Genomic DNA, 15,609 nt, shown 5'->3' with positions numbered 1-15,609 from the left:
GTCAGTCGATCCGGGCGGATTCGGTGCCGAGAGTGCCGTCGGCGCTCACGGTGATGCGGTCAATCTTGGCCTGCGCGTCGCGCAGCTTCATCTCGCAATGGCGCTTCAGGGCGGTGCCCCGCTCATATGAGGAGATGGCATCGTCGAGCTTGCCGCGGCCCTCTTCGAGCTGACGGACAATTCGCTCCAGTTCGGCGAGCGCGTCCTCGAAGCTGAGGGCGGCAATGTCGGGCGGGATAGCGGCGGACGACGGCTCGGCGGACCGGTGGGCGACAGAAGGGGGCATGTCGGGCAGAACCATGGTGGAACCTTGAGCCCGCGAAGGTATGCCCCGCTCACGTCATGTGCAAGGGCTGAGGCAGGTCGGACCGCGGCCCTTGCGGCCTATGCGTTCGGATAGCCCCTCCCCCTTTCGAGCAGGAGGAGTTCTCCGGCGATTTAGCAGTACATCAATTCGCGTACATGGGCGGCACTTGCCGACGCCAGGGCACGCAGGTTGTAGCCTCCCTCCAGCACCGAAACGATTCTCGCCCCGCAGTGGGTGCGAGCCAGTTCGCCCAGCTTGCGCGTGGCCCATACGAAATCGTCGTCGATCAAGTGCAGGCCCGCCAGCGGATCACGCGAATGGGCGTCGAAACCGGCGGAGATAATCAGCAGGTCCGGCTTGAAATGGTCGATGGCCGGCAGAATGATGTGGGTCATCGCGTGCCGAAACTCCGGTGAGCCGGCCATCGCCGGCAGCGGCGCATTGACGCAGTTGCCGTATTCCCCCTTCTCACCCGCGTCGCCCGTGCCTGGGTAAAGCGGTGACTGATGGGTCGAGCAGTAGAGCATGTCAGGGTCGTGCTGGAAAATGTCCTGCGTGCCATTTCCATGGTGGACATCGAAATCCATTACCGCGACGCGCTGCAGGCCGTGTGCGGCACGGGCATGATAGGCGCCGACCGCTGCGTTGTTGAACAGGCAGAATCCCATCGCCTTCTCCCGCTCCGCATGGTGGCCGGGCGGGCGCACGGCGCAGAAGGCATTGCGCGATTGCCCGGTCGCCACCGCGTCGACAGCTGCGCAGACCGCCCCGGCCGCACGGAGCGCCGCCTCCCCCGATCCAGGCGAGACGACGGTGTCGGCATCGACGCCGGCATGCTCGACCTCAGGAATGAGGGACAGTACACGGTCGATGTGCGACTGTGGATGGGCTCGCAAAAGCTGTTCCACCGTGGCGCGTGGCGCCTCCTGCCGTTCCAGCATATGGAACTCTTCCGTTTCGAGCGCGGCGAGCACGGCGCGCAGGCGGTCAGAGCATTCCGGATGACCTAGACCCGTGTCGTGCTCCAGGCACGCAGGGTGGGAGAACAGGGTGGTGAACATCGATTTTTCGGTCGTTATCGTTGGTTTTAGAGGCGGCGTTCAGCGTTTCCAAAGACCATTCTTCCCGGATCGCTAATGAAAGTACAGGCTGAATCCAGGACGATTCGTCACAGCCCACTTTTGGGATCCGGGGCAATCCGTGACACGGCAGGACTGACGGGCGGAGTGCATGGGAAACTCTGTCGGCGACAACTCTCTTTCGCCTTCACCAGAAACTCAAGAGTCGCTGACCTTAGGAAACCATGTTTCCTGTAATCTGGACATCGTCCCGTCGATTTTGTCGACATGGCAGTCGAGAAAAGCTCCCTTCCCCAAATGCACGCGATTCAGGCCGCAGCTTTTGAACCTTCTTGTTCAGACCAACCGTTCGATAACGAAGCGCAATACCCCCGATACTTCTTCGACGGACAACAGACGATTTCCCGTCGCGTCGCAGAAAGCCGGGAAATCCTTGCGGGAGCCTGGATCGGTCGCCTCTACGGTCAAGGTGTCGCCAACGGCGATGGCCTTTATCGCCTTGCGCGCGCGCAAGACGGGTAGCGGGCACTGCAAGCCCTTGGTATCCAATGGATGATCACTCATGGCCGGAATGCTAGCCGACCGGTCTGTCCTTGTCACCGGTTGATATGACGAAGCAGTTTCGAGCCGCCATCTCTCCAACCGCAACCCAGGCGTGATGTCTTTCTACGATTTCCAATCGCCCAGCGTAGAAAAAGCGGCGGCGTAGGCAATGGTGACGCTCAAGCCCTCGACGGCACAAAAGCAGCGGCTGACTCCTATGACGGATTCCCACAGGTGGACAATGCCGCATGTGTAAGAATATACTAGCATGAGAGCATTTTTATTTTTCGTGCCATTCAAAGGCGGCACGGACGCAAAACGAATCGGAACGGACAGGGCGACGATAAAGCAATGAAGATCGAGGATTTGCAGGCCAACGCGCGCCGGGCGAGTATATTGCTGAAGGCGATGTGCAATGAACGGCGCCTCCTCATCCTGTGCCATCTAAGCCAGGGCGAACGATCGGTGGGTGAATTGGAGGACTTGGTCGGGCTCAGCCAGTCGGCCCTGTCGCAGCATCTTGCCCGCCTTCGCACGGATAATCTGGTCCGCACGCGCCGCAGCGCCCAGAATATTTACTATTCGCTGAACGGGCACGAAGCGCAGACCATCATGACAACGCTGCACGGCCTCTATTGTGCCTCCGGTGCGGAGATCGAAGATACCGCCAACGACCGTGACGGCATCTCCTCCGACAACACGCCTGCTTTACGATCTGCAGCCGTCGGTTGAAACATGCGGCATGGGCAGGCCAGCGCAAGCCTCAGTCGCGCGCCCGAAGCGCTGCGACCGCCAGCGCCACCCAGCCTAGCATAAAACTCCAGCCTCCGGCCGGCGCCGTCATTGGTACCGGCAGCGGGCCGACCGTTGCCAATGCATACAGCGTGCCGCAGAATAATAGAATCCCGACGACGAAGAGCCATCCGGCCAAGCGCATCGCAAGATGTCCACGCCGCACGATCCGGGCACCCAATGCCACCAGCAGGACCAGCGCCAGCGCATGGGCCATTTGATACTGTCCGGCGATGCGGAACCACTCCTGCGCCTGGGGTTGCGCTGCCAGCGCGTGGCTGGCATAGGCGCCGGTGCCAACCGCAACGGCACCGTTCAGCGCGGCAAAGACGATCCAGATCCGGTCGACCGATCCCACGAGCCTCGCTCCCTTCCTTCACGCCACCGCCTGCCTGCAGGCGATGCTATTCTGTCAACTGTGTACACAATGGCTGTCCGCACGAGCAAGAAATGACCATGAAAGCCGCTGTCGCCTCGCCGCCGGCCACCTCACCGCTGGTCAGCATCATCACGCCGACCTGGCAGCGGGAAGATTTCCTGCCCCTCCTTCACGCTCGCATCCAGGCACAGACATATGCCAACCTCGAGTGGCTGGTGTTCGACGACAGCCCTCGCCCGTCGGCCTATCTGAAGCCGCTGGCGAACCCGAAATTGAAATATATCTATTCGCCGAGCCGCTATGCCATCGGCGAGAAGCGCAACATCTTGGCAGAACATGCCCAAGGTTCGGTGATCGTCCATATGGACGATGACGATTTCTACGCCCCGACCTATGTGGAGCGGATGCTCGATTGGCTGGATCAGGGAAACGATGTGGTGAAGCTGTCGGGCTGGTTCCTCTACAACACGGTGCATCGGCGCTTCGGCTACTGGGACACAGCCGTCGGTGGCTCGCACCACCGCTGGGGCCGCCAGACCTGCACCTATGTCGAAGCACCGGATGCCCCACCCTCCGCCGATAACCTCGACGGCTACGGCTTTTCCTACGCGTACCGGCGCAAGGTTTGGGAGACGACGCACTTTCCGGCGGTGAACGCCTGTGAGGACGCTCCCTTCGTCAAGGCCGCACGCGAACGATTCAGCGTCGGCACCTTTCCCGATGTCGAGGGGCTGTGCCTACACATGATGCATGCGCGCAGCACCAGCCTGTGCCTGCCACAATATGAACTGCCGCTCACCTTGCTCGAACGCCTGTTCGGGGCGGATGTGACGGCCTACACCTGAACGTCAAGGAACATGCCACGGCGGTAGTTGCGCGGCAGCGTCAGCACCCCATTGACCACCAGGGCTGCCATCTCGCGAAGGCTCGGTATGCGCTGGCGCCCCTGTTGAACGACACCTTCGGTCCGTGCCCTCCCGCCGGCAACAGGAACCCGTCCGCCGGAGTCGGGGCGGATCGGCTCGTTCGAACGGTCGCCGGTGCGTCTGGTTTCTACCATGGGAAATTATTTACCATAAGTATCCGTTACGGGGAAGAGATCGAGATTACCGATCAGCGGTCTGCCCAATGGTGAACGAAGCCAGCCTCGCGTTCGAGCTTGCGTCCCAGACGGATCAGGCGCCGTTCCTCACCGGGACGGGCGATCAGCTGGATGCCGAAAGGCAGCGGACCGCCCCCCACAGGAAGCGTCAGCACGGGAAAGCCGATCAACGTGACGATGGCGGTGACGCCGAGATAATCAAGGATGGTCTCGACCGGCTCACCGTCTATTGTCGTCACCTCACCGTGTGCGTTCGGCCAGGGCAGCACGCCGCAGGCCGGAGCAGCGAGCACGTCGATCTCCTCGAACAGCGCCACAAAGCGGCGATAGAGTGCGGTACGGGCGGCCTGAGCCTGCAGATAGGCGTCTGCGCCGATGCCGGCCCCCGCCTCGATGTTCCAGCGGATGGTATCGGTCAGCGCCTCGCCATGCTTCGCCAGAATCGGGCCGAAGGCATGGCGCGTCTGGGCCGCACGCAGGGTGCGGAAGGTCGCCATGGCGTCGCGGCAATCGGGAGAGCAATGCGCCACCGGCCCGCCTGCCCGTTCCAGCCGGTCAACCGCCTCGGCGAAGCGATCCCGCACCGCCTGCGAGACCGTGGCCACGCCAAAGTCGGCGGTAGCGCCCAGACGGCTGTCCGACCCGTCGTCGCGGTCACCGAACAGGGAGGTCGGATCGCGCAGGTCACTCCCGGCCATCGCCGACAGCAGCAGGGCGCAATCGGCGGTGTCGCGGGCCAGAACCCCATGGGTCGCCAGCGTGTCCCAGCCGAGCGCGCGGCCCGGTGCCGGAATCAGCCCCGGCGTCGGCCGGATCGAGGCGATGCCGCAGAAGCTGGCCGGCACCCGCACCGACCCACCGAAATCGGTGCCATGCGCCAGCGGCGCCATGCCGACCGCGACCGCCACTGCCGATCCGCCGCTCGATCCGCCGGACGTGAGTTCCTGGTCGACCGGGTTGCAGGTCGGGCCGTACAGCCGGTTGCGGCAGATGGCGCCGAAGCCGAATTCCGGCGTGTTGGTCTTGCCGATGACGATGCCGCCCGCCGCCTCGATCCGCGCAACGGCGATGTCGCTGGACACCGGTACATGGTCGGCATAGAGCGCCGAGCCGTAGGTGGTGCGGATGCCGGCGGTGTCGGTCAGGTCCTTGACCGCGACGGGCAGGCCATGCAGCGGTCCGACCGGCGCCGCTTCCGCATCCAGCAGGTCGGCACGGGCGAGTGCCGCTTCGGCGGCAACAGTCAGGAAGGCGGAAAGTGCCGGTTCCATCTCCTCGATGCGTGACAGGTGTGCCTCCACCGCCTCGCGGGCCGACAAGTCCCGCCGCGCCAGCCGTTCCGCCAGGGCTGTCGCGCTTTCCTGCCAAATGGCGTCCGTCCGGATGCTCATCGATCCTCCCGTTTCTGGCTCGGACGGTAGCGCGAAATAGCTGGCGCGCCAATTCCGTCGGGAAAAATCCGGATGCGAAATGCCTCAACGCAGCTGCGCGGCGGAAGCGCGGCAGTCGGCCAGGATGTTGCCGACGGTGACGCGCTCACGTTCATCCATGCCGAGTTCCCAGCGTGCCTTCACCAGAATCCAGTCGGCAACGTAAAGACAGATGCCGTCGCGCTTGGGCGGCAACCACTCCTCCGGCCCCTTCGAGCCCTTGGCCCGGTTAGCCTCGCGGCTGGCGGCCAGCAGGGTCAGCGGGTCGCTGGTGTCGTTGGCATAGGCGGCACGGCGTTCTCGGCTCCACTCATGACCGCCGCTGGCGTAAGCCTCTTCAAGCGGCACACGGTGGTCGATGTCGACCATCTGCGGATCGGTGAAGCGCTCTCCGGTATAAGGATCGATCCACTCCCCGGATTTCACGGTGCAGCCCTTGGCGTCGAGCGTCGCCGGACGCCGGGAATCGCGGATCAACACCTTCTCGCGCGCGTTCAGACAACCGCCATCCAGCGCCAGCCAATGTGGCCATGCCTCGCGCTCGTAGCCTCGGCGCTTTTCCGGCTCGACGCGGATGCTGTCGAGCCGGCGCGCCACCTCTACATAGTCGATGCGGTCCGAAGAACGGGCAGCCACCGGCGGCGGCGGTTCGGCGCTCTGTGGCCTGCGGGGTTGGCGTGCCCGCTGGGCCTCCTGCCCCAACAGCCGGTCGAGCGTGCCCTGGGGGAGGATGTCGACGCGTTCGGCCACCGCGATGGCGGCGAGGATGGCAAGGACGATGAACAGACCCCGCAGGGTGAGGGAACGGCGGCGGGCCATGTCAGGCCGCATCCCCACGCCGCTTCCCGCCCAGCCATTTGAAAGCGCTCACCATCTTCACCCAATCCGCCGCATATCCGACGATGTCATACCGTCCGGCGGCGCCAATCTCAATCGAGCTCAGGGCATGCGGCCGGTCAGCGTTGCGCTGAGCCCCTGGAGCAGGCCGATCTGGCACATGGTGTCGAATGTGGAGCGCATCAGCGACGGGTCGCCGATCGACACGCGGATGTCGCCGGCCCGGGCTTCGGTGTGGTGGCGGCGGACCTGGCTGCCGCAAAGCTCCTGCAGGACTTCGAGCAACATCACCAGCGAGGTCGCGCGGCCGGTGCAGAGGTTGTAGACCTCCGCACCGCAGAAGCGCCGTTCCATCGCCAGCGACAGGATGCGCACCACGTCGCCGACGAAGACGAAATCGCGGACCTGCTGGCCGTCGCCGTGGATCTCCACATCCTCCCCGCGTGCCACCCGGTTGGCGAAGATGGAGATCACGCCGGAATAGGGCGACATCGGATCCTGGCGCGGACCATAGACGTTGAAGAAGCGGAAGCCGACCGTCGGCACCCCCTGGATCGACCAGGCGACGCGGGCGTGCATCTCGCATCCAAGCTTGTCGACACCGTAGGCCGACAGCGGGCGCGGCAGTTCGTCTTCCTTCAGCGGTGTGTTGGTGTTGTCGCCGTAGATCGCGGCGGAGGATGCGTAGACCACCGGCACCGGACCGCCGCGCCTGGCATCGCGCGCCGCCTCGAACACGGTGACGGTGCCGAGCAGGTTGGTGCGGTGGGTCTCCGCCCATAGCTCCCGCGATTTCTGGACCGAGGCCACGGCGGCGAGATGGAAGACGCCGTCGACCCCTTCCCCGCCGTCGCCGGCCATGGCTTCCCGCACCGCATCTGGATCTGCCACGTCGCCCACGACCAGCTTGGCGGCGGCCGGCTTGTTGTCCAGCCGGCCGCTCGACAGATTATCGAGAATCGTCACTCGATGACCGTCGGCCAACAGCCGGTCGGCCAGATGCGAACCGATAAAACCGCAGCCGCCGGTGATGAGGTAATGCGCCATGTCCGTCCCAACCCCTTCCTTGCAGTAAGCCGGCTTTACCGCGATGCGGTGGCATGCCGGAAAGTCCATTCATAGGGTCGGGACACAGCCGTCGGATCGCCAGACCATCTTCGGGATAGGACAGCGCCTCAACCGGAGAGTCCAGCGCCCCATCCGGCGAGACACGGGCCGAATCGATCTGCATTTCCCCATGACGGTTTCGAGACAGGCGGCACCGCTGGTTCAACAGGCTTATCCACCGCCTTGTCCACGGTTCTGTGGATAACCCTGGTCAAGCGCGCGGGGAGCCGCAGCGCGTCGGACCGGTTACACTGGTGCAGAAATGCTGCTGCATACCAACGATCATGGCGACGCTCCTTTGCTGCATGGCACAAGGCATCAAAGGCAAAAGGCCCCGCCGTTGCATGCTTGCCACGGCGGGGCCTTCTGTCCAATAGCGGTCGTAGTCCGGTCTAGGCTTTCCCGCTGCCGATCATTTCGGCCTTGACCGTGGCGAAGGCCCAGTCGAGCCAGGGCAACACCGCTTCCATATCCTCGCTCTCGACCGTGGCACCGCCCCACAGGCGCAAGCCGGGAGGCGCGTCGCGATAGGAGCCGGCGTCGAAGGCGGCCTCCTCCTTCTCCAGCAGGGCCGACAGCTTCTTGGCGAAGGCTACCTGCGCCTCTTCCGTCAGGGCGGTCACCTCGGGATCGGTGAAGCGCAGGCAGATCGAGGTGCAGGATCGGGTCGCGGGGTTCTTGGCGAGGAAACCCGCCCAGGAGCTTGCCTCGACCCAGTCCGCGACGATCCGCAGATTCTGCTCCGACCTGCGGATCAACTGGGTCAGGCCGCCCAGCGACAGCGACCAGCGCAGTCCATCGATGGCATCCTCGACGCAGAGCATCGACGGCGTGTTGATGGTGTCGCCTTCGAAGATGCCTTCGATCAGCTTGCCGTCCTTGGTCAGCCGGAAGATCTTGGGCAGCGGACGGTCGGGCTGGAAGCTCTCCAACCGTGCGACCGCGCGGGGACCGAGCACCAGCATGCCATGTGCCGCCTCACCGCCCAGCACCTTCTGCCAGGACCAGGTGGCGACGTCGATCCGGTTCCACGGCATTTCCATCGCGAAGGCGGATGACGTGGCGTCGCAGATGGTCAGGCCCTCGCGGTCTGCCGGAATCCAGTCGCCGTCCGGCACACGGACGCCGGCAGTGGTGCCGTTCCAGGGAAAGACGATATCGCGGCTGAAATCGACCGCCGACAGGTCCGGCAACTCGCCATAGGGGGCGATGAAGGTGCGGACGTCCGGCAGCCTCAACTGCCTGGTCACGTCGGTCACCCACTCCTTGCCGAAGCTTTCCCAGGCCAGCATGTCGACGCCACGCGCGCCCAGCAGCGACCATAGCGCCATCTCGACCGCGCCGGTATCCGACGCCGGAACGATTCCGATGCGGTGGCCGCCCGGGATGCCCAGCACCGCACGGGTGAGGTCGATGACCTCCTTCAGCTTGGCCTTGCCCGGCTTCGAGCGGTGGGAACGGCCGAGCAGCGCACCGTCCAGCGCGTCGAGCGACCAGCCCGGACGCTTGGCGCAGGGTCCGGAGGAAAAGAGCGGATTGGACGGGCGGCGGCTGGGCTTCATGGCGGACTTCCTATCCCGGAACGGGAGTGTGCGGAGGTCCGGACCTTAAAAGCTGAGCCCGCGTCCGTCAATCGAGGGGCTGCCGGTAGAGACGAATGGAACGTTTGAAACCGGGTGAAACAGATCCGGGCCGCCGTTCCATTGTTCCATTCGCCGCAGCAGGATTGGGGAAGCGGCGGCGAATCGCCAAGGAAACGCATAGACCACGGCATCCGCAAACCTTCGCAACAGGAAAGGACCGACCTTTCCTTCCTATCACGACTGCTCGGCTGGAATAAGGGCGGGCTGCAAATCCACGTGCCTCCCATCGCCCCCTCACCGCGAACGGGCAATGCGTCCCTTGCTGTAGGTCCAGGCGGCGTCACTGCCACCGGCAGGCACCGGCATCGAGACGGTGAGGGTATCGCCGTCGATGGTAACCTGGGCGGCGTCGCTGCAGGAGCCGAAGGGATAGGAAACCAGGGGCTTCGCCCCGCCGACCTCGACGATGCGAAAGCGGGTCGGGCAATCCTTGGCACCGGTATCGGACTGGAAGAGCGCGACCCAGCGATCCTTCATCGAATAGGCGCCGACGAAGGACAGCATGTCGCTCTCCTTGTCGTCGAACACCGGGGTATCGTCCACCAACACCTGGGTATGCTTCGGACCGATGTCGGTCACCGTCAGCACCGTGTTGCCCAGCGCCGCCATCAGACGCGGCTCGGCAGCTTGGACGGATCCCGTGACAATCACAAGGCTGCCCGCCACCGCGGCGCACACACTAAGAACCCGCAAAGGCCATCTCCCTGGCTGCTTCGCCCCGGCGGGGCGGCTTTCCGAATGGGGCGCACCATAATGCGGAGCGCGCGCCACCGAAAGCCGTCCTTTGCGCCGGCCCTTTGCTACAACCGAAAACGACCGCCGGAGTGGCTCAACGGATGTTGACGCTGAGGCCAAATCCCGGAACCACCGGCTGCGGGGCGTACACGACCGGCGGCGGCGCGTAGATCACGCGCGGCGGCGGCGCATAAATGACAGGCGGCGGGGCGTAATACACATCGCGCTCGCGCCAATGGCGGTGGTGAGGACGCGGACGATCCCAGCCGCGCCATTCCGGACCACCACGGCCCGGACCATGCCAGTCGCGGCCATGGTTGCCACGCCCGCGCCAGTCGTCATGCGCAACGGCGGTGCCGGCGGTGGCACCCAGCATCGATCCGGCGACCAGAGCGCCCAGAACCACGGCTTTCAATCCAAATCCAAAGCGGCCAGTCATTCCGGCGTCCTCCTGGTGTCGGGAAGCGTTCGTTTCCCCTATGACCGGATGAACGCGGCCGTTCGCACTTTCATTCCACCCATTCGCAAAAGATTCCGTCCTACGACTTCGGTAGAGGGGGTCATGTTCGCCCTCTCGACCCCATTCCCGGCACCGGGGCGAACAGACTCGGCGGACGGTAGGCAGGGCGGTCGGCCGGGCGGCCGAAATGGTAGCCCTGCGCCAGTTCGAATCCCCACGCGTTGAGTTGAGAGGCCTGGTCGGGCGTCTCCACCATCTCGGCGATGACCTGGACGCGGATTTCCCGGCACAGACCGACCATGGCGCGCAGGATAGCATCGTCGCGCGGGCTTCCGCCCAACCGCCTGACATAACTGCCGTCGATCTTTACGAAATCGACCGGCAGCGCCTGGATATAAGGAAAGGAGGCGGCACCGGCACCGAAATCGTCCAGGCAGATGCGGTGGCCGGCACGTCGTAGCTCCTCCAGGATGCGGGCCGCGCGCGGCAGGTCGGTGAGGCCGGTCGATTCCGTCACCTCAACCAGCAGGCGGGACCGCAAGGCCGGATTGCGGCCGACCAGCCGCTGGAAGGCGACGACGAAGATGTCGCTGCCCAGAGAGGCCGCGGACATGTTCACGGCAATATGCAAGGCGGGGTCGGCGGCAAGAACCTCCAGCGTCTTCTCGCAGACCAGCAGGTCGACGTCATGGACCATGCCGATCTCCTCCGCGAAGGCGATCGTCGGTCCCGGGGCGCCGTTGGGGAAGCGGGCCAGCGCCTCGTAATGGTGGAGGCCCCGGGTCGCAAGCGAGACGATGGGCTGGAATTGCAGCTTCAGCCGGTCATCGGTCAGAGTAGAGCGCAGACTGGTCACCCGCGTCACGGTCTGGTCGACCAGCAGTTTCACCGCATCATGCATGGTCGAGATGTCGAACCCGGAGGGCTGCTCGGCGAAGTTCTTCACCGTGAACATCAGCACCCGGCCGGCATCTTCCCGGCTGAGCCCGGGAGCGGCCATGTCGAGCGTCAGGTTCTCCGTATCCAGCGGCTGGCCATCCCGCGACAGGCCGGCTCCGGTCATCGAGATCTCGGAAGCCAGCGCAGTGGGGGAGACGTCGCTGCCATGGACCAGCCCGAAGCGGTCCTCGCCCAGCCGGGTGGCCAGCGTGTCGTCGGCGGCATGGATGCGCAACAGCGCCCCGACCTCACCCAGCAGGCGCAGGGTCAGTTCCGGCCCCAGTCGCGACTTAACCTCGCCGAAGTTGGGAATCTTGATCAGCGTCAGCTTCGGCGGCGCGTTGCCGACATCGACGCCGAACCGCTCGCCCAGTTGCGCCTGGAAGGCGTCGGCATCGAGCAGCCCGGTTTCCGCGTCGCGCGCCGGTTGCCCCCCGCCACCGGCGTGGCTGTCAAGCCGGGTCAGCGTCAGTTGCACATTGGGCGAGCGGCCGAGCCGATAGCCTGACAAAGTGGCCTGTACGCCGCCGCTCAATGCGATGACCCTCGGTTCCAGCCGCCGGTTGGAGCCTGCTGTCCGCAACAGGCGCCGTGTCAGCCCGCGGTCGCAGGCGGCGATGATCCGGTCGACCGGCTGCCCGATCAATTCCACGTCGCTGATGCCCAGAAGATTTTGCAAGGCCCCGGCGGCAAAGCCGATGATACCCCGCCCGTCGACCTCGACCAGCACGTCGGCGTTGGCAAACGCGAAACCGAGGAAGCGCGCGACGTCCGATGTCATGGAGCCTCGACATGAATCGCTGATGGACGGAGGAGAACCGACGCACCATCCCACTCGTGGCGCAACAATACGTCTACTAAAGATTCGCAGCCTAAACGTAAAGGAATTGCTACCGCTAACGAAATTTCGTGGCTGGCTGCATTCGCAACGCGACGAGGTTGAGGAGAGGCGCCGGAACAGGTGCCACACCGTGTCGCCCAGCGCCACTTCAAAACCAGTTGTCGTTCAGGGCGCCGCCGATTAGCAAGGCTACCATCCGCATTTCCGGCAGCAGTAAAACGTTGAGCAAGTCCGCCGGAACCAGATCGCGGAAATATACCAGCGATACCCCACCCACCGGCCTGCCGCGGATCCACACGGAGATCGAGGCCATGCACAGGTCGGCTGCCAGGGCCGGGTAGTCCCAAACGGCGTAACCGCAGTTATGCGCCGCCGCGACCAGGGGGAGCGTCGCCTCCACCGTGTGCTGTACGGAGCCGTCGGGAACCGAGTCGCGGACGACACGGGTGGCCTCGGGCGAGGCCGACACGTAGGCGAGGCCAGTGGCGGAGGCAACCATCTGGACGCGTCGGTTTTCGAACAGGTTCAGCTCGGTCGGGGCGGAGGAGCGGCTCGACACCTCGACGACCACGGACCGGCCCACAGCAAGTCGGCAGCCGGGACCGACTCACCGATCCGGCCACCGCCAGGCGCTGTATCTCCTTGGCGACCGGCAGTCATGGGCAACGGTCACGATCATGCCTCGCAACGCCGGGCCGGCGCTGTCAGGCTACCACCACGCTGTTGCGCAGGAACGCTTCGAATTGGTCGACCGGCAGCGGCCGGCTGATCAGGAAGCCCTGGATGCGGGTGCAGCGCTGCTGACGCAGCATGTCCGCCTGCTCCTGCGTCTCCACTCCCTCGGCGATGGTATCGAAACCCAAGCTTTCCGCGAGGTTGACGATTGTGCCGACGATCGCCGGATCGGTGGTGGACTTCACGATGTCGCGGACGAAACTGCGGTCGATCTTCAGCGTGTCGATGGGGAACCGCTTCAGATAGGCGAGCGAGGAATAGCCGGTGCCGAAATCGTCGATGGACAGCCGGACGCCGATGTCCTTCAGCCCGTTCAGGATGGTTACCGCCTTCTCGATGTCGCCGATCATGGCGCCTTCGGTCAGTTCCAGTTCGAGCCGGCCGGCCGGGATCCCTGCGGATTCAACCACGCTACGGACAAAGCCGACGAGGCGGGCATCCTGGAACTGGCGCGGCGACAGGTTGACCGATACCGATGGGATCGGCAGGTCGCGCTGGATCCAGTCCGCCAGACGACGGCACGACTCCACGAGGGTCCAGGCGCCGATTTCCCAGATCAGGCCGGTTTCCTCGGCCAGTGGGATGAATTCGGCCGGGCTGACCATGCCGCGGACCGGATGACGCCAGCGGATCAGCGCCTCGGCCCCAATGGTGCGGTTGCCGGCAAGGTCGATCTTCGGCTGGAAATGCAACTCGAACTCGCCGCCACCGCTGGCGCGTCGCAGGTCGCTTTCCAGTCCCAGGGTGAAGCCCGACCGTTCGCGCATCCCGCCGTCATAGAAGACGTACTTATGTTCCGGGTTGCGTTTGGCATGGTACATTGCGAGGTCGGCGTTGCGCAGGAGCTGGTCCGCCGTGTCGCCATCGTCGGGGTAGAAGGCGATGCCGATCGACGCCCCGCAGAAAAGCTCCTGGTTATGGACGCCGAAGGGCTCGTCCATCGAATAGAGCACCTTTTCGACCAGCCGGGCACCGGCGGAGCGGTCGGCGGCATCGGGAGCGACGATCAGGAACTCGTCCCCGCCCAACCGGCCCACGGTGTCGGTCATGCGGGTGCAGTTGCGCAGCCGGCGCGCCACCAGCTTCAGCAGCTCGTCTCCGGCATGATGGCCCAGCGTGTCGTTGACCTGCTTGAACCGGTTGAGGTCGAGGAAGGCGACGGCAACCTTGCTGTGGTTGCGCTGCGCCCGGGCGATGGCCTCCTCCAGCCGCTCGCAGACCAACCAGCGGTTGGGCAGGTCGGTCAGCCGGTCGAAGCTGGCCTGGTAGCGGATCTGGTGTTCCTGCGACTTGCGTTGGCTGATGTCGGCGATGGTGAGGACGTAATGTTCCAGCACGCCATTCGGCGCGCGGACGGACGTGACCGAAAGGGCGGCGGCGAAGGCATCGCCGGAATGGCGGAAGCTGGTGACCTCGCCCTGCCAGCGGCCAGACTGCCGCGCAGTGGTCCAAATCGCGTCGATGAAGTCACGCTCGTGCGAGCCCGGGGCGAACAGAACCAGCGGATGCCTCAGCAACTCTTCGCGCTGGAAGCCGGTCATGATCTCGTAGGCGGGATTGATCGCCTGGACGGTCAGTTCGGGATCGACGATCAGGATGCCGTCGGCGACGCTGTCGAACACGGTGGCCAACAGCCGGATCTTCTCCTCGTGCTGCTTGCGTTCGGTGATGTCCTGGACAGTGCCTTCGTAGTAGCGGATTCGGCCCGACGAATCGCGCACACAGCGCGCGCTTTCCGAAATCCAGATGATGGAGCCGTCGCGGCGGAAGACCCGCGCCTCGAAACTATGGACGCGGTCCTGGCGGGCCATCAGGTCGGCAAAGGCCTCGCGCTTGCCTGGATCGACATACAGCTGGCAGGCGATGTCAGTGAGATTGGCGATCAGGTCGGCAGGAGAGGCGTAGCCGTAAATGTCTGCCAAGGCGGGATTGACCCGCAAGTAACGTCCATCGACGGTGGTCTGGTAAATGCCCTCGACGGCATTTTCGAAGATGCTGCGATACTGCTCTTCGGTCTCATGACTCATAATGCGCGCCTCATCCGACGCCAATTCCGAACCGTCTGGAAACAACATAAGCGTTCGACTCAAACAACGATTGTGGAACTTCCACCCTTCCGCAATGCGGCAAAGTAGACGCCGGTTCGATGAGGCCCGTCAAGCGACATCGCCGATACTGTGACATAGGACGAATCGAAAATATAACAAAAAGGTAACCCATTCTGTCCCATGAGAAACAGATTCGGTGCAACGACTGGGCAAGTCTCTGATTGATAAGGAGACTTCCATCCCGCATTGTTGAAAAATTGTAAGACTTCACCCGAAGTGCGGGGCCGAAGACAGGAAACGGGCGCGGCGTTTCCCGGCATTTATTCCTGCATGGATGATTGATTTTTACTCAGAGGCGCATAGTCGTTGGGCAGATCCTGCCCCGACCGGCCTGCCGGGCATAAAAGCCGGCCGGCCGGCAGGGCCAGCGATACCCGTCAGTGGCCGTGGGAGACCTTGGCGCCTTCCTTCAGCTGGTAGACGCGCGAACAATAGGGACATTCGACCTTCCCGCCGCGCTCCAGCGTCAGGTAGACCAGCGGATGGCCCAGCGCACCGCCGCCGCCGTCGCACCCGACGGTCGATGTTTCTACTAGGATCGTCTCGGTCGGCTGCATGGCAGTCATCCTCTG

The 15,609-nt window shown here is 64.3% G+C and carries 17 protein-coding genes; 2 read left to right on the top strand and 15 right to left on the bottom strand.

Annotation, left to right across the window (positions count from 1 at the left end):
• Window position 1 precedes the first annotated feature (1 nt).
• From ABMY26_RS01925 to ABMY26_RS01915, 3 genes are all read right to left on the bottom strand, one after another.
• Window positions 2-301, bottom strand: a complete 300-nt coding sequence (locus tag ABMY26_RS01925; protein ID WP_372394786.1) for an exodeoxyribonuclease VII small subunit — start codon at window positions 299-301, stop codon at window positions 2-4.
• A 137-nt stretch (window positions 302-438) separates the two neighbouring features.
• Window positions 439-1,368 (bottom strand): histone deacetylase family protein, encoded by a 930-nt coding sequence (locus ABMY26_RS01920; RefSeq protein WP_372394785.1) that lies wholly within the window; start codon window positions 1,366-1,368, stop codon window positions 439-441.
• A 354-nt stretch (window positions 1,369-1,722) separates the two neighbouring features.
• Window positions 1,723-1,950, bottom strand: a complete 228-nt coding sequence (locus tag ABMY26_RS01915) for a sulfurtransferase TusA family protein (RefSeq protein WP_372394784.1) — start codon at window positions 1,948-1,950, stop codon at window positions 1,723-1,725.
• Window positions 1,951-2,280: 330 nt separating this feature from the next.
• On the opposite strand from ABMY26_RS01915, the gene ABMY26_RS01910 reads away from it, so the two are divergent.
• Window positions 2,281-2,661: an ArsR/SmtB family transcription factor gene (locus ABMY26_RS01910; protein WP_372394783.1), complete on the top strand. Its 381-nt coding sequence runs from the start codon at window positions 2,281-2,283 to the stop codon at window positions 2,659-2,661.
• 31 nt (window positions 2,662-2,692) lie between these two features.
• On the opposite strand, the gene ABMY26_RS01905 is transcribed toward ABMY26_RS01910, so the two are convergent.
• Window positions 2,693-3,079, bottom strand: coding sequence for a DUF423 domain-containing protein (locus ABMY26_RS01905; RefSeq protein WP_372394782.1), 387 nt, complete (start codon window positions 3,077-3,079; stop codon window positions 2,693-2,695).
• 92 nt (window positions 3,080-3,171) lie between these two features.
• On the opposite strand from ABMY26_RS01905, the gene ABMY26_RS01900 reads away from it, so the two are divergent.
• Window positions 3,172-3,945, top strand: coding sequence for a glycosyltransferase family 2 protein (locus ABMY26_RS01900; RefSeq protein WP_372394781.1), 774 nt, complete (start codon window positions 3,172-3,174; stop codon window positions 3,943-3,945).
• On the opposite strand, the gene ABMY26_RS01895 is transcribed toward ABMY26_RS01900, so the two are convergent.
• The 11 genes from ABMY26_RS01895 to ABMY26_RS01845 all read right to left on the bottom strand — a co-directional run bounded on the left by ABMY26_RS01895 (window position 3,936) and on the right by ABMY26_RS01845 (window position 15,603).
• Complete coding sequence (locus tag ABMY26_RS01895; RefSeq protein WP_372394780.1) at window positions 3,936-4,160, bottom strand: hypothetical protein; 225 nt, start codon at window positions 4,158-4,160, stop codon at window positions 3,936-3,938. The two genes, ABMY26_RS01900 and ABMY26_RS01895, sit on opposite strands and share 10 nt — an antisense overlap.
• 53 nt (window positions 4,161-4,213) lie before the next feature.
• Window positions 4,214-5,593, bottom strand: a complete 1,380-nt coding sequence (locus ABMY26_RS01890; RefSeq protein WP_372394779.1) for an amidase — start codon at window positions 5,591-5,593, stop codon at window positions 4,214-4,216.
• Window positions 5,594-5,677: 84 nt separating this feature from the next.
• Window positions 5,678-6,451: an HNH endonuclease gene (locus tag ABMY26_RS01885; protein ID WP_372394778.1), complete on the bottom strand. Its 774-nt coding sequence runs from the start codon at window positions 6,449-6,451 to the stop codon at window positions 5,678-5,680.
• 120 nt (window positions 6,452-6,571) lie between these two features.
• Window positions 6,572-7,516: an SDR family oxidoreductase gene (locus tag ABMY26_RS01880; RefSeq protein ID WP_372394777.1), complete on the bottom strand. Its 945-nt coding sequence runs from the start codon at window positions 7,514-7,516 to the stop codon at window positions 6,572-6,574.
• 452 nt (window positions 7,517-7,968) lie between these two features.
• The gene (locus ABMY26_RS01875) at window positions 7,969-9,138 is read right to left on the bottom strand and encodes a phosphoserine transaminase (protein WP_372394776.1); all 1,170 of its coding nucleotides are present in this window, start codon (window positions 9,136-9,138) and stop codon (window positions 7,969-7,971) included.
• Window positions 9,139-9,453: 315 nt separating this feature from the next.
• Complete coding sequence (locus ABMY26_RS01870; RefSeq protein WP_372394775.1) at window positions 9,454-9,828, bottom strand: hypothetical protein; 375 nt, start codon at window positions 9,826-9,828, stop codon at window positions 9,454-9,456.
• Between the two features lie 220 nt (window positions 9,829-10,048).
• On the bottom strand, window positions 10,049-10,393 hold the full coding sequence (locus tag ABMY26_RS01865; protein WP_372394774.1) for a hypothetical protein: 345 nt from the start codon (window positions 10,391-10,393) through the stop codon (window positions 10,049-10,051).
• Window positions 10,394-10,514: 121 nt separating this feature from the next.
• Window positions 10,515-12,134: an EAL domain-containing protein gene (locus tag ABMY26_RS01860; protein ID WP_372394773.1), complete on the bottom strand. Its 1,620-nt coding sequence runs from the start codon at window positions 12,132-12,134 to the stop codon at window positions 10,515-10,517.
• 208 nt (window positions 12,135-12,342) lie between these two features.
• Window positions 12,343-12,765 (bottom strand): hypothetical protein, encoded by a 423-nt coding sequence (locus ABMY26_RS01855; RefSeq protein WP_372394772.1) that lies wholly within the window; start codon window positions 12,763-12,765, stop codon window positions 12,343-12,345.
• Between the two features lie 133 nt (window positions 12,766-12,898).
• A complete protein-coding gene (locus ABMY26_RS01850; protein WP_372394771.1) occupies window positions 12,899-14,956 on the bottom strand; it encodes an EAL domain-containing protein in 2,058 nt (685 codons plus the stop codon).
• A gap of 458 nt (window positions 14,957-15,414) precedes the next feature.
• Window positions 15,415-15,603 (bottom strand): zinc-finger domain-containing protein, encoded by a 189-nt coding sequence (locus ABMY26_RS01845; protein ID WP_045583102.1) that lies wholly within the window; start codon window positions 15,601-15,603, stop codon window positions 15,415-15,417.
• Window positions 15,604-15,609 lie beyond the last annotated feature (6 nt).

Origin of the sequence: Azospirillum sp. HJ39 (assembly GCF_041507355.1) — a bacterium.
In the GTDB taxonomy this organism is placed as follows: domain Bacteria; phylum Pseudomonadota; class Alphaproteobacteria; order Azospirillales; family Azospirillaceae; genus Azospirillum; species Azospirillum thiophilum.
This window is presented reverse-complemented; position numbering and strand designations above follow the sequence as displayed.

Excerpts from the sequence above, each read along its gene's own strand:
- ABMY26_RS01860 (WP_372394773.1), bottom strand. The coding sequence starts at position 12,134 with ATGACATCGGACGTCGCGCGCTTCCTCGGTTTCGCGTTTGCCAACGCC.
- ABMY26_RS01885 (WP_372394778.1), bottom strand. The coding sequence starts at position 6,451 with ATGGCCCGCCGCCGTTCCCTCACCCTGCGGGGTCTGTTCATCGTCCTT.
- ABMY26_RS01925 (WP_372394786.1), bottom strand. The coding sequence starts at position 301 with ATGGTTCTGCCCGACATGCCCCCTTCTGTCGCCCACCGGTCCGCCGAG.
- ABMY26_RS01870 (WP_372394775.1), bottom strand. The coding sequence starts at position 9,828 with ATGGCGGCGCTGGGCAACACGGTGCTGACGGTGACCGACATCGGTCCG.
- ABMY26_RS01915 (WP_372394784.1), bottom strand. The coding sequence starts at position 1,950 with ATGAGTGATCATCCATTGGATACCAAGGGCTTGCAGTGCCCGCTACCC.
- ABMY26_RS01910 (WP_372394783.1), top strand. The coding sequence starts at position 2,281 with ATGAAGATCGAGGATTTGCAGGCCAACGCGCGCCGGGCGAGTATATTG.
- ABMY26_RS01865 (WP_372394774.1), bottom strand. The coding sequence starts at position 10,393 with ATGACTGGCCGCTTTGGATTTGGATTGAAAGCCGTGGTTCTGGGCGCT.
- ABMY26_RS01880 (WP_372394777.1), bottom strand. The coding sequence starts at position 7,516 with ATGGCGCATTACCTCATCACCGGCGGCTGCGGTTTTATCGGTTCGCAT.
- ABMY26_RS01845 (WP_045583102.1), bottom strand. The coding sequence starts at position 15,603 with ATGACTGCCATGCAGCCGACCGAGACGATCCTAGTAGAAACATCGACC.
- ABMY26_RS01890 (WP_372394779.1), bottom strand. The coding sequence starts at position 5,593 with ATGAGCATCCGGACGGACGCCATTTGGCAGGAAAGCGCGACAGCCCTG.
- ABMY26_RS01850 (WP_372394771.1), bottom strand. The coding sequence starts at position 14,956 with ATGAGTCATGAGACCGAAGAGCAGTATCGCAGCATCTTCGAAAATGCC.
- ABMY26_RS01875 (WP_372394776.1), bottom strand. The coding sequence starts at position 9,138 with ATGAAGCCCAGCCGCCGCCCGTCCAATCCGCTCTTTTCCTCCGGACCC.
- ABMY26_RS01900 (WP_372394781.1), top strand. The coding sequence starts at position 3,172 with ATGACCATGAAAGCCGCTGTCGCCTCGCCGCCGGCCACCTCACCGCTG.
- ABMY26_RS01920 (WP_372394785.1), bottom strand. The coding sequence starts at position 1,368 with ATGTTCACCACCCTGTTCTCCCACCCTGCGTGCCTGGAGCACGACACG.
- ABMY26_RS01895 (WP_372394780.1), bottom strand. The coding sequence starts at position 4,160 with ATGGTAGAAACCAGACGCACCGGCGACCGTTCGAACGAGCCGATCCGC.